A 13,834-nucleotide genomic window follows, 5' to 3' on the forward strand; every position below is an offset into this window, starting at 1 on the left:
ATCGACAACGTCTCAAACCCTTACGCCATCGACGCGCCAAGCTCCTTGATGCGCTCGATGTGCTTGGCCGCGGCCGCGTGGGCTTCCGGCGACGGATCCGCCATCTCAAGGTTGTCGACGTAGACCAGCTCGGCATCCTTCACGCCGCAATAATGATGGAACATGTAGTAGATGACCTGGTTGTAGATGGCATCGTGGATGCCGGACTCGTGGTACCACTGCTCCGAGCTGCCGGTGAGCATGATGAAGCGGAACTTCTTGTCGGCGATCGCGGACTTGCTATGGTCGGGGTTGTAGCCGAAGTGGCGGCACAGCACGCGCTCGGTGAAGCCCTTCATCATCGCGGGCATCGAGCACCAATAGATCGGGCAGACCAGCGCGATGACGTCAGCGTCGAGAATCTTCTTCTGCAACGCGGCCACGTCGTCGGGCATCGGCCCTTCGGCGAGGTACTGCTTGCGGTCGGCCATGCGATAAGTCGGGTCGAACCCAATGGCGTGCAAGTCGACGAACTCGGTGCCCGCCCCCTTGCTCGCGGCGCCCTCGAGGAACGCCTTGCCGATATATTGCGTCAGCGATTCCGGATCCGGATTCGCCGTAAATGCTAAGAATTTGCTCATGGTTCCATTGTACGAACGCAAGCTGATTTTTCAACGAAGTTGCTTCATTTGTAGCGTATAGTCCGACAAATGAAGCAACATCTTATAAAACTCGAAGGCTCCGCAACTCACTCGTACACGGCGACTAGACGACCGCGTACGTCGCCTTCCTCGAGCTTCTGCAAACCTTCCGGAATCTCGGAGGACGGGATCGTGGTGGTGACCGGGTTGAGCTCGCCATCGGCCATGAGCTTGTAGACGCCCTCGATATCTTCCTTGGTGCCGCCATTCGAACCGCGCAACGTGCACTGGTTGAGGATCAACGACTTGGTGTCGATGGTGCTCTCGAGCTTGCCCATGCCGACAAGCACCACGATGCCGTCGCGGCTGATGACATCGACCGAATCGGCCGTGGTGTCACCGAAGCCGGCGAAATCGATGATCTTATCGAACTTCACATCCTTGAAGTCCTTGATGGACTTCTTCACATCGACGGCGCCAAGCTCCTTGGCCATCGGCCAAATGGATTCCTTGATTTCCGCGACGTAAACATTTGCACCCAGCAGATGGGCCACGCGTGCGCCGATCTGGCCCAATCCGCCGACACCGATGATGCCGACGTTCTCGCCCTTCTTGACCTCGCCTTGCACGACCACCGCATGATAGGACGTCATGCCCGCATCGGTCGCAGCGGCACCCTTAACGAAATCAATCGAATCGGGAATCCTCACCAGTGCCTCGGCACCGATGGCAATCTTCGGTCCGAACCCGCCATCGAATCCGAATCCGGGAGTGCCAGCGGAGGTCGTCGGACAGAGCGCCACCCTATCGCCCACCTTGAACCCCTTGACGGAGCTGCCGACTTCCGTGATGACCCCGGCATTTTCGTGTCCGAGCGCGAACGGCACCGGCTTGCACAAGGACATCCAGCCCGGATCGCGCATGCAGCCAACATCGGTATGGCACAGGCCCGCGGCCTTGACATCAATGACCACCCCATCGTCCGCAGCGTGCGGCTCCGGCACATCCTCAAGCTTCAGCGGCTTGTTCGTCCCATAAAACATCCATGACTTCATGGTTTTGACCTCCCTTTTGGTCTTTCCATTGCACATTGTAAGCAAGCAAGATTCCGTGCCACGCCAAAAATAATATGAGTTATGTGCGCGCTCACAGTATAAGAATGTTTTATAAGAGTTTTGTTAAATACTACTGTCTTTCAGCTTTGAAAATTCTTTAGCACGCCTGAACCAAATCACATAGTTTATAAACAATAGTTCACCTTGATGGCACTTAAATCCTTATAACATAAAAATGGTATCAAACAGATACGCAATCTCACATGCCGCGTTTATCCGGGAAATCTTGAATCCTTGAAATCATAAATCTTTTCTAGATATCCATTCAGCATGTTCACGAGAAAAAGCTTGTTCAGCATCAGCCACAGTTGAAGAAATTCCATCCCGCTTTACTGTTTGTTCAAAACCATCTCTAACAAAATCAATATCATTAGCGGTTACGCGATAACTCTTAGCTAATTCCGAAAAGCGCTTACTCTCAGTCCAAGTTATCAAAGAAACGGCCGCCGTAATGAGAACTTCTAAGGGCAGATTCGCATCATTAATATTACAAAATAAATTTTTCATTACAAGCGCTAATGCTATTGAAATAATAAATATGAGTATACCGAAAGAAACTGAACTTGAAATCTGATTTCTACGAGCTTTATATTGATACCAACTTTCCTGCTCATCAATACGCTTCTGCAAATATAAATCCTGCCGCTCAGAATCAGTTTTATTTCGGAAGTCTTTCATTGAATTCCGTATTATACCGTGGTTATTAGGATCAGGCAAAAACGAAATAACATCTTTATTCGATTCAGAATCCATTAATTTTTTAACCCTTTCCCTATATAAGGATTCAGCGCCTTGATCGTCCACATTAAAAGGTTCAGCATGCATCACGAATTTCCAAGATAAAGTTTTCAGTGATTCTGCAAACGCTCTCAACACATACCATTTTTGTTCTGGTTTTTCAACAAATCTATATATCGCTGCACAAATTAAGAACAGCAGAGCTATAAAAGAAAACCACTCAAATTCATTCGAAAATCTCTTTAGAAATTCAGCAAGCGGGACAACTATTACTGCGACAAGTTCGATTCCCAAAGAAATATGGTACTTTTTCTGCTCCTTAGCAGACTCTTCATCAGCGTGATGAAAAACTGGAGGGAATATATCAAAATCATCTTTGACTTTGCTACTCATGGTCGTACTCTCACTTTATCCGCAATTGGTTCATCTCTTTTTTCGAATGCCTGATCAATATAAGCATTTGGATTGTTTACAAAATTATCCCAAGTTGTCAGTATGCAGTATCTATCTTCATCTGCCCAAGCACATTTATTAATAGGAATAAAATAGTTGCGACCGAATTCTCTGATTACCGTATCATCAGTCAAATCAAGAGTCTCATGGATTTTCCCGCAAACGTTACAAGTGTGAGAACCTAAATAAATTTTATCCGTCATCGAAGGAAGAACTATTCCCAATATCCCATTTCTATCATTATTAGAACCATTATATAAAGAAGCTTGCAGCTCTCTCTTAATAAATCTTTGTTCATTCCACCCAAGCGATTCAGAGCTACGTTCTCCGATAATAAAAATTGTGACAGTTGAATCCGATAAATAGTCTTCTCGAATTTTCCGCATAATATAATCTTCATCTTCAGAATCGATAGGTTCATTCAGAGACTTATCGATCATGTCAACGTCTAACTCATTTTGAATATATTGTTTATAATCTTTATCTTCTAATTTAAAAGAAATATAACATTTATGTTTCATTTGAGAACCTCCAATATTTGTATCAATTTTAACAATATCTTTAAATTGTGATAAATTGTATTTCATGAATTCAAAAATATTTCTCAGTTGGTCTAAACCACTAAGCTTAAAAGTGGCTGAACTGTTTCAAGCTTCAATCCCGAATTTTTTGCAGCCTTGCAACAATTTCTTTTTATCAAAAAATGACATCAACGGCGGCGATGCATGGTTTAGCGCAATAACAACTGAACTAGACGATTCGCCTTTGGCATTAGTCTTTATAACTAGAGAAAACAAAGATAGTCCTTGGCTGAATATTGAAGCAGGGGCATTTTTAGGAAAATTAGGTAGGAAAAAAGTAATTCCTATTCTTGTTGATCTAAAAAAACCTGATTATGATGGCCCCCTTAACTCATTGCAAGTTCGAGAAGCAACAGATCAAGAAGAGATGCGAAATCTATTAACGGACATAGACACAAGTATGGAGTATAATATACCTCCCAAAATAATAGATCATGCTTTCTCCACTTTTTACCAACAATTCTCTGACAAAATTTCTGAAGAAATTAATAATAATAACAAGAAAAGTAAGGTAAATACTAGAGACTCAGCTAGATCACAAGAACATAAAATCAACGAAATTCTTCTATATACTCGTTCCATTAGTCAACGATTAGATAATATTTCAAGTGATAGTCAAAATAGCCAGCATGCCTTTTTAACCAATGAGATTACAAATGATGAGATGCAAAATAGGAGAATTATTTATTCGATTTGCAGTGAGCTTCGACGTTTGCAAGTAGAGTTCAATCCATCTCAAATTGAAAATCCTCGCCCTAACTTTTATACGGTGACTATAAAAGAGAGCTCAATACCTGCAACCATAGATAAACGCGAAATTCTCTACCGCCTCCGTCGTCTAGAACGAAGATTTAGTACACATATCTCTGTTTCCATAACTGACCCAGATAATGATGATCTACCTGAGCTCTGATAAATTAGTTGATGTTGTTCTCCATTCCCTACCACCCTATAACTCACAGATAAGATAGGACGAGTAGATAAGACAGGCTGTGAGTTTAAAGACAAACAGCCTGTCTTATCTAATTTACAGGAAACGCTATAGCTCAAGTCCTTCAGACACTTTATAAAAGCACTCTTTAATGGGAGCAGCGTAAGTTAGGAGACATCGCCGAAATTAAGACCGGGCCCTTTGGAAGCACGCTTCATGCTAATGATTATGTTGAATCAGGAACTCCTATCATTACTACAGAACATTTTAAAAATGGCGTGCTTCCTGATACTTTCGAAAATTTGCCGCAGGTTTCTAATAAAGACTTATTAAGGCTAAAACAATATACGTTAGTATCGGGCGATATCGTCTTTTCTCGAGTTGGTTCGATTGATATCAATGCTGAAGTTGGTTCAAAACAAAACGGTTGGTTATTCTCAGGACGAGTGTTACGGGTTCGTTTAGTCAAAGAAGCTTCTGCAAATTTTATGCATTTTTGTTTAAGCACTAAAACCGTACGGGACTCAATTATTTCGAGATCAGTAGGACAAACTATGCCCTCGATTAATACTCTTATTCTTAAAGAAACAAAAATCTCTTATCCTGCGCAACTCAACGAGCAGTCTCGCATTGCTGAGTTCTTCAAAACGCTGGATAATCTCATCGCTGCCTGCGAGCGTAAAGTTGAGCTCCTCAAGAAGCGCAAACGCTACTACCTGCAACAGATCTTCAGCCAACGGCTCCGGTTCAAAGGCTTCACCCAACCCTGGCAAGAGCGTAAGTTAGAGAATCTCTTCAATTTCGAAGTACGAACAAACACAATTTCGCGTGAAAGATTGACGACTCAACCATCTTCAGTTCAAGATATACATTATGGAGATGTATTAATTAAATATAGTTCAGTTACAAATGTCTCTAAAGAAAGAATTCCTTATATTATTTCGGCGAATAAAACCGACTTTTTAAAGGACTCTCTGCAAAATGGAGATGTTATTGTAGCTGACACAGCTGAGGATGAAACAGTTGGCAAGGCTACTGAAATTCAAGGTATTAACAGGCAAATTGTTGTATCTGGTCTACATACGATTGTATTGAGACCGACCCAAGAAGCCAGTGCTGGATTCTTCGGCTATCTAATTAATTCACCTGTTTTTCATCAAACACTATATCCTTTGATGCAAGGAGTTAAAGTACTCTCGATAAACAAATCAAGCCTTTCCTTAGTTCAAATAAAGACGACTTACAGTCTCCCAGAGCAATCTCAAATTACGGATTTTCTTTTGCTCTTAGACTCCGAAATTGCAAAGCAAATAGTAAAAATAAACTTAACCAAACAATTAAAATCAGCATACTTAAATGACTTGTTTATTTAATTTCATAATACTTTGTTAGCCTTCATTTGTTGGAAATCAACAGATAAATGGAGAGTAAGGATGAACAAGAATCAAACATTGCCGATTTACTTTAAACAGTGGATAGAGATGTATAAATTAGGCGCTGTTGCTGATGTCACCTATCACAAGTATGTAGTCACACAAAAGAAATTAAAAGAATTAGCCCCTAATCTCCGTCTAGGAAGTATAACACGAATAAAGTACCAGGAGCTTCTTAATAAATATGCTTGTACACATGAGCGGCAAACTGTTCTAGACTTTCACCACCAAGTCAAAAGTGCCCTGTTGGATGCAGTTGAAGAAGGTATTATTAAAAAGGATCCAACTAGAAGAATCGTTATCAAAGGGACTAAGACCCAAAGACATAAGCCAAAGTTCCTGAATGAAAAAGAATTAGAATCATTACTCCAAGAACTTGATCTGAACAATTCCGTTAACTGGGATTATTTGATTCTGCTTATCTCTAAAACAGGATTGAGATTTGCTGAAGCCTTAGGTTTGACACCTAGTGATTTCAATTTCCAGAAGCAGGAGATTTCTGTGTCTAAAACTTGGGATTACAAGTCTCCAATAGGAAAGTTCGCTCCGACTAAAAACACCTCTTCAGTTCGTAAAGTACGTATCGATTGGCAACTTGCCATGCAATTCAATCAGTTGTTGCAAGGACTACCAAAGAATGAGCCTTTCTTTGTTCAACAGAAGCGCGTCTATAATGCAACGGTCAATGATCGATTAGCGAAGCTATGCTCAGATGCCAATATTCCTATTATTTCTATTCATGGGCTTCGCCACACTCATGCATCGCTATTACTTTATGCTGGAGTTTCTGTAGCCTCTGTAGCCAAACGATTAGGACACTCAAATATGACTACAACTCAGACCACATATCTGCATGTGATTCGTGAACTTGAGAATAAGGACAATGATAAAGTCATGCAATTTCTGAGTACGCTCTAGTTATCTGAATAAAGCTTGAAGATAGAACTTCTTCACATACTGATAAAGATTAATTTTTCTGTCGTTTAATGAACTAATAGCATCCAACTCTTGTAAAAAAAGTCCTATTGCAACTTGTTCGTTATATTCTGGCAAAAAGAATGTAAAATTTTCCAATTCAGTTGAAGAAATAGAATCAAAAGTGGAGCCGGAACTAATTCGGCTCCATAACTTTTCATTTCTTGCATTCAGAAGTACTTGGAAAATAAAATCATTTCCGCGAATAGCCGCTACCCCTCGACCTAATACCACTTTATATGAAGTTTTTCCTACTTCCCCAACTGGAGCTCTCACAGTAAAGATTAAGTCTCCTGGCATTGCTTCTTTAGTAACTTCTTTTGTATGGATTCTCGGCTTTACCCATCCATTTACTAAATCAGCATTACCCTGAACCAAAATCGGATCGTCATGATTTAGAGTATAATTTTCGCCTTTTGGCGACTGACCCATAACGATTAAAGCAACTTCTTTTAACTTACGCTCTTGCCAGGGTTGGGTGAAGCCTTTGAACCGGAGCCGTTGGCTGAAGATCTGTTGCAGGTAGTAGCGTTTGCGCTTCTTGAGGAGCTCAACTTTACGCTCGCAGGCAGCGATGAGGTCATCCAGCGTTTTGAAAAATGCTGAGATTCTTCTTTGTTCGTCGCTTGCGGGAACGGCAATTTTTATCTCAGCTAAGTCAGCCAAGTAAATACCGGGTTGAGCTGAAATTGAAGTGAATTGTCTTAGTTGGTTTTGTACGTTTTCGGTTCTTAAATAATCCAGAAGATATGAATTCAGCAGATTATTTTTGCCTCTCAGCACTGCTACACTACGCTGAAAGGCAATTGGTGGTATGTCTTCGGGGACTTGAGCTGTTTCGCCGATTGAACCCACGATTGTGAGCAAAACATCATTAGGTAAAAGCTCATAGTTATGAAAGATTTGATTGTAATCATCAAATGAGATGTGTCTATCAGATTTATCGAATATGACCTTTCCGTTTTTAATATTTTTAGCGCTTAATAGATAAGGCCCATCAGCCTCTTGGTGAGTTCCATGTGTCCCGTCTTTAAGTAAATTTAGGCAACTGCCTAACTTACGCTGCTCCCAAGGGTCATTAAAACCCTTAAAACGTAACTGCGGCACCAGTTTTCGGTCTTTTTGTTGTTCAGACATGGAGCACTCCTTCACTTACTCTGCTTTTTAGCGTAAGTTCGTCAAACGAAAATAAAAAATGTTGAATAGATTACGAACTCATAAGGTTAAAGATTATTGACCGTCTGCTTTATCAGTCGGCACTAGTTCCTTTACCATGGCATCGAATTTTACCTGCAATTCGGCAATTTCTTTGTCGGTTTCAGCCAGTTGCCGGTTTACCTCATTGATATCGATTGGTTCTTCTTCCTCGAAAGTATCAACATAACGGGGAATATTGAGGTTGTAATCGTTTTCCTTAACTTCATCAAGCGACGCAACGTGAGCATATTTGTCAACATCCTTGCGAGCTGCATAGGTATCGACAATCTTATCGATATCTTCGTCACGCAAATGGTTCTGGTTCTTACCCTTTTCAAACTCTTTCGAGGCATCGATGAAGAAGATATCGTCACGGCTGCGATTCTTCAAGAAAACCAAAACAACCGTAGGGATCGACGTGTTGTAGAACAGATTTGCCGGCATACCAATAACAGCATCAAGGTAGTTCTTATCAATAATCGCCTTACGAATCGTTCCTTCTGCCGCACCTCTGAACAAGACGCCATGCGGCAATACGATAGCCATTCGCCCAGTATCTTTCAGATGGTAAATGCAGTGCTCCACGAATGCAAAATCGGCCTTTGATTTAGGCGCGAGCTTGCCATAATCCTTAAAACGCGGGTCCTTCATTTTCGATTCGGCATTGTCCCAATGCTGGGAATACGGCGGATTAGCCACTACAGCATCAAAGAACAGCGGATGGTCGATGCCATTGACATCCGTGCCATCAGGCCAATCGGATTCCAGCGTATCGGCATTTCGTAGATTCATACTTTCAAAGCCAACACCATGCATCATCAGATTCATACGAGCAAGGTTGTAAGTAGTCCGGTTAAGCTCTTGCCCATAAAACACAGTCGAGGCAAACTCAGTACGCACAGGCAATTCCTTCTGTACTGTCAGCAACAATGAACCAGAACCCATCGTCGGATCGTACAAAGAGAAATTTCGAGCAGAATTCCACAATGGGTTTTCGCTTTTATTCGAGACCTCTGGATCTTTGAAAGTCACCAAACGTGCCAAAACTCGGGAAACTTCGTGAGGAGTATAAAATTCCCCTGCCTTCTTACCGGAATCGCTTGCGAATTCAGAAATCAGATATTCGTAGACGTCTCCGAGCAAATCGTGGCCCTGCGCATCCATAAAATCGACCGTATCGATTTTCTGCGCGATATTGGAAAGACTCTTTGCCCTTGCGGCAGTGGAGTTTCCCAGACTTGAATCAGAAAGATTGATATCCGAAAACACATCTCGAAAATCCTTCTCACTCTTTGAATTATTCCTTTCGGCAGCCAACTCGGCATTGCGTTTGAAACTATCAAACATATTCTGGAAATAATCTGGACGAATCGTCTGGTCAACAATCCCTTGCATCATAGAGGCCCAAGTATATTCGGGATCGATAGCATAACCCAAGTCATGAGCAATGTCCTCTCGCCATTCTTCTATACCATCTACTGGCGCTTGACGTTTGTATGCATCATTGATGCTTTCGCCAGCTTTGACGTCCAAAAGATCAGCGCTGGCAATGTAGTTCTCCTGCTTATCGGAAAGATAACGATAGAAGATGAAACCAAGAATATAATCACGAAATTCGTCGGCCGACATCTTGCCACGAAGATCATTGGCCATTGCCCACAATTGAGAAGTAAGCTGCCTGGCTTCATTCTGTACATCACTCATCGGTATTCCTCATTTCCTCAGTAATGGGCAACAACATAATCCGCAAACTCGCGGAATGCGGCACGAAACTCATTTCGATATTTTACCGGAGAAAGTTCGCGAACTGCCGGATCTTCCGCAGCCTGTTTATAAACTCTTCCCTTAGTAGCCATTCCGAGCAATTTTGAGAGCTCCTCGCCATCACGCAAATCATCCGCATCAAGCGTATGACGCTGTAACATCTTATCGATAAGCAAATCGGCAGTCATAACTTCGACCAAACCCCAATGATGCCGGAAATCCGCAATTGCATTCTGGCGGTTGTCTTTGGTTCTTTTCCGCACCAGTTCTTCAACAGAATTAGGCTGAACAGGATACTCGACGTTCAAATCCTCACCATTCATCGCCGCATCAGCAGTGTCTTTCATCTGTCCTGCTAGACGGCGGTCTTCCAGTTGATCGGTTGCGCGCACGAACGTACCGTAAGTTTCCTGAGCGTCTTTACCTTCGTGAACCTCATTCAAGACCTGAGCCAAAAGTTCGGCTATATAGTCATAATTAATTTTCACTTCTGCAATGTGCTCGACGTCGAAGTCCAGCATGGAAAGATCAAGCGTATCGTCCTTCGGGTGTTTGGCAGCCCAATCCTTCAGAACGTTACGTGCTGAATTATTAATCCAGTTGTCATTATCTTCTGTGATTCCAAGTTCATGACACAATTTTTCAGGGCGATCATAGTCATATTCCGTATACTGTTTCAGCTGAGAAACCTTGGTGCCATATTTGCTGATGAGATTCGCCAGTTCTTGCTTGGCGTTCTCACTTGGCGGCACCTCGGTGAATCCATCTGAGAGCTCACGAATTTGATTTACCACTTCCTTAGCCGCAGCCAGCGTATCCTTAAATTCTTCCGCGACAACGCCAGAAAGGCCAGGATCCTCAAGCTCACCTTGCACAGAAGCTGATTCACGATTCGCATACACCTTCAGTGCGGCATCCATCAATCTTTTTGATGTTTCAGGCCAACGGTAATTGACAATAATCCCCCATGGCTTGTCTTTATGGTTGTCGATGCGATTCGTCCGCGAATAGGCCTGAATCAGATTAGCTCCGGCCAATGTACGATCAACATACAATGTATTGACTTTGGGCGCATCATAGCCCGTTAGCAACTGGTCGATGACAATAACCAAATCAAGCTTCGGGCCATCGTCTTCCCCACGAAGCCGACCCATGACATCTTTGAAATAACCATCGACGGTTTCATCGTCAAACGAAGTTCCAAATGTAGCGTTATAAGCATCCATCGCACGGCGTAATCCCTTGTTCTTCTCCAACTGATGTTCGGAATTATCAGTTGCATACGAGAATGTGACCGCCACATTCAACGGCTTCTTATGCGCTGCAATAAGTTCTTCGTTCTTTTTCTGAAACTCATCAAAATATTGCAATGCCATCGGCGCCGAAGCCTGCAAACCACCAACGTGCGTGGTCAGAATCGCACTGTATTTGCCTTCTTTCGAACGATTACGCCAATGCTTGACGATATCATCCACGACAGCTTCAACATGCTTGGCATTGTTGTCATACAAATCTGAATCAATATAGTCGTCTACTTCCTCAGGAGACATGTTGGCGATTTTCTTATTGATCGCTTTCTCGCCCCAATTCGGGTATTTCTCCTCCAACATTTTAGGAAGAAGCTCATCCTTGATTTCTGCTTCTTTAAGCGTATGCTCAAAATCGACCTTGAACCCAAGCACGTTCCCATCGGCTATCGCCTCACGGATAGTGTAGGTGTGCAAAACGTCACCAAAAGCCTGTCTGGTCAAATCGCCATCAAATACAGGTGTTCCCGTATAACCGACCCATGCAGACCGCAGGAAGCTCTTTTTGATGCGCTTGAGCATATCACCGTTAGTGGAACGATGAGCCTCATCAACGATGAAAACGAAATTCTTATCAGGAACAGCAAACGAATCTCGTTTGCACAAACGGTCAAGTTTTTGAATCGAGGTCACCACGATAGTGTTGTTTGCCTGCTTGCTACGCAACTTTTGCGCCAGAACCCCAGTGTTAGCAGTTTCAGAAACGACACCGTTATTGTTTTCATCATCCGTATCAGGATCATAAGCGTTGTATTTAGCGAACGTCTGGTCCGTAAGAGCAACGCGATCAACCACAAATACTACTTTGTCGACATTAGGTAGACGCGATGCTAACCAAGCGGTCTTGAAGCTGCTGATGGTCTTACCAGAACCAGTAGTGTGCCAAATATAGCCGACCTCATGTTTATCTACTCCGAAGGTATATTTCCTTAAAGCATTGATCACACGTTTTGTGGCGTACACCTGATATGGACGCATAACGATGAGATTCTTATGCTTGGGATCACCATCAAGAATCATGTAACTGGTAGCCATTTGGTGGGCCATTGGAATTGAAAGCATAAGGTCAGCAAACTCACGCCAACCCCAAACTGGTTTGCTGTCTGCTTCTCGTTGCCATTGGAAAGCGAAATCAGTGTTAAATGATTCAGAATCAGTATTAGCCATATACAACGCCTGATCAGGCGTCATACCAACCAATATCTGGACCGTCGAATAAATGTCACTGAACTGGCCTTCATCGATATATTGACGAATCTGATTCAATGCCTCATGCGCATCATGGTGATGGAACTTTTCTTCAATATGAATAACGGGCAGACCATTAATCAACAATGTGGTGTCAAAACGGCGCTGTTTTCGACCCGCCAAAACCCTTGGATGCTCAATCTGGTTGACAATCTGATAGACGGTATTCCCAGCTCCAACGTTTGACTGATCAAAAACCGTCAGGAATATATGATCGCCCTTACTGCCATCAGATTTATCATCGCGGTCGACCTCGACTTGGGTAACGCCATTCATACCATAAATCCAACGCCCGGCTTCATAAGGAGACCCTAGATCACAGATGACTTTCTTAACTTGAGCAAACTCGGCATCAGAAAGTGGAGTCCCCTGTAATTTCTCTTTATTGTTTCTTTCAAGAATGGAACGGAAATTAGCCCACAAAGCCGCTATGGTTTTGATATTCGGCAGATATTCCCATTGTTTGGTTCCACCAATGGATTCAAGATGATGAATCAGTTCCATTTCAAAATCAAGTTCGCTATCCACAAGATTCTCCCTTGTACTTTTCATTAAGTACAATACTAAATTTGCTGTTCACACTATCTTACGCAATTTGCAAAGAGGCTGTCCAGCAACCTGACAAACTCATTACTCTCGATACAATTCGCTCATTGAACGTCCTGCACGATCACGCCACTCTACCCAACCGTTATTTGAACCGCCGAGTACAAAATCGGCAGCACCACTTGGCGATTTGAACTCTATCGACTTTTTAAGAGTCCATACTCTCTCATCCGATTCAACAAGATCACCAGAATCAACTAAATTCTGACGAAGACGTGTATAAATGGTCTCCTTAGGCTCAGTTGTCATATCAATGACAGATCCCTTTAAAACAGTAAATCTATCCTTGTAAACGCCCATAGCGCGAATACCTCGCCGATGAGTATAAAGCAACCCATCCTGCGCTACAGAAACGATGGGAGAATCGAGGGTATAGCCAAGTGAAGCCATCATAAATTCAATTTCTTCGAAAACTTTCCCAACTAGAACTTTTTGAGATTGATTGATGTGGTATTTCGGATTAGCTTTGTTTTCTACTGTATAGCGTTGCGATTTTTGCGCTTTTTCTATGCCATATTTTTCAAGGGCACTAATGAGATCAAGCGAAAACACATCATCGTCAGCAAGGAACATAATTGCCTTGTTCCAGAAATCTTTCTTCGCCTTATGCACGTCTAAGCGCAATATGCCTTGACTAGTCTGTCCAACATAAACACGCGCCAAAGCTCCATCTTCTTCATCAATGAGGTAATAGATACCTCTTAATGGCAAATTTTCAAGCTTCTTAGCGTCAGCAAGCAAATGACGAGGAATAACAAGTGTAGTCATGGCAGAAAGCATTCGCCGGCAAACACGAATTCCCTCTGGATTGCCATCCACATATTGAGTGGTAATGATTTCTATCTTATTCATTTGTAATCTCCACT

At 42.8% G+C, this 13,834-nt stretch carries 10 protein-coding genes and 1 pseudogene; 3 read left to right on the forward strand and 8 right to left on the reverse strand.

All coding sequences use genetic code 11. The features are described 5' to 3' along the window. Positions 1–20 precede the first annotated feature (20 nt). The 4 genes from OZX73_RS06410 to OZX73_RS06425 all read right to left on the reverse strand — a co-directional run bounded on the left by OZX73_RS06410 (position 21) and on the right by OZX73_RS06425 (position 3,513). Entirely contained in the window at positions 21–620 is a 600-nt protein-coding gene (locus tag OZX73_RS06410) for an NAD(P)H-dependent oxidoreductase (RefSeq protein ID WP_277148650.1), read from the reverse strand. A 107-nt stretch (positions 621–727) separates the two neighbouring features. Beyond that, positions 728–1,675 carry a zinc-binding dehydrogenase gene (locus OZX73_RS06415; RefSeq protein ID WP_277148652.1) on the reverse strand — a complete coding sequence of 316 codons (948 nt, stop codon included), beginning with the start codon at positions 1,673–1,675 and terminating at the stop codon, positions 728–730. 300 nt (positions 1,676–1,975) lie between these two features. Continuing rightward, positions 1,976–2,866, reverse strand: coding sequence for a DUF4231 domain-containing protein (locus OZX73_RS06420; protein ID WP_277148654.1), 891 nt, complete (start codon positions 2,864–2,866; stop codon positions 1,976–1,978). Then, a complete protein-coding gene (locus OZX73_RS06425; RefSeq protein WP_277148656.1) occupies positions 2,863–3,513 on the reverse strand; it encodes a TIR domain-containing protein in 651 nt (216 codons plus the stop codon). The genes OZX73_RS06420 and OZX73_RS06425 overlap by 4 nt, the downstream gene beginning before the upstream one ends. A 46-nt stretch (positions 3,514–3,559) precedes the next feature. Between OZX73_RS06425 and OZX73_RS06430 the strand changes: the two genes are divergently transcribed. The 3 genes and pseudogenes from OZX73_RS06430 (at position 3,560) to OZX73_RS06440 (ending at position 6,789) form a co-directional block, all read left to right on the forward strand. After that, positions 3,560–4,420, forward strand: coding sequence for a toll/interleukin-1 receptor domain-containing protein (locus OZX73_RS06430; protein ID WP_277148658.1), 861 nt, complete (start codon positions 3,560–3,562; stop codon positions 4,418–4,420). A gap of 182 nt (positions 4,421–4,602) precedes the next feature. Continuing rightward, positions 4,603–5,811: pseudogene (locus OZX73_RS06435) on the forward strand (restriction endonuclease subunit S); the annotation flags it as partial. A gap of 60 nt (positions 5,812–5,871) precedes the next feature. Further along, positions 5,872–6,789 carry a site-specific integrase gene (locus OZX73_RS06440; RefSeq protein WP_277148660.1) on the forward strand — a complete coding sequence of 306 codons (918 nt, stop codon included), beginning with the start codon at positions 5,872–5,874 and terminating at the stop codon, positions 6,787–6,789. On the opposite strand, the gene OZX73_RS06445 is transcribed toward OZX73_RS06440, so the two are convergent. From OZX73_RS06445 to OZX73_RS06460, 4 genes are all read right to left on the reverse strand, one after another. Continuing rightward, complete coding sequence (locus OZX73_RS06445) at positions 6,790–7,983, reverse strand: restriction endonuclease subunit S (protein ID WP_277148662.1); 1,194 nt, start codon at positions 7,981–7,983, stop codon at positions 6,790–6,792. A 93-nt stretch (positions 7,984–8,076) separates the two neighbouring features. Continuing rightward, positions 8,077–9,747 (reverse strand): type I restriction-modification system subunit M, encoded by a 1,671-nt coding sequence (locus OZX73_RS06450; protein WP_277148664.1) that lies wholly within the window; start codon positions 9,745–9,747, stop codon positions 8,077–8,079. A 17-nt stretch (positions 9,748–9,764) separates the two neighbouring features. Next, a complete protein-coding gene (locus OZX73_RS06455) occupies positions 9,765–12,890 on the reverse strand; it encodes an HsdR family type I site-specific deoxyribonuclease (RefSeq protein ID WP_277148666.1) in 3,126 nt (1,041 codons plus the stop codon). 102 nt (positions 12,891–12,992) lie between these two features. Next, on the reverse strand, positions 12,993–13,820 hold the full coding sequence (locus tag OZX73_RS06460) for a GIY-YIG nuclease family protein (RefSeq protein WP_277148668.1): 828 nt from the start codon (positions 13,818–13,820) through the stop codon (positions 12,993–12,995). Positions 13,821–13,834 lie beyond the last annotated feature (14 nt).

The organism is Bifidobacterium sp. ESL0775 (assembly GCF_029395475.1).
Lineage (GTDB): Bacteria > Actinomycetota > Actinomycetes > Actinomycetales > Bifidobacteriaceae > Bifidobacterium.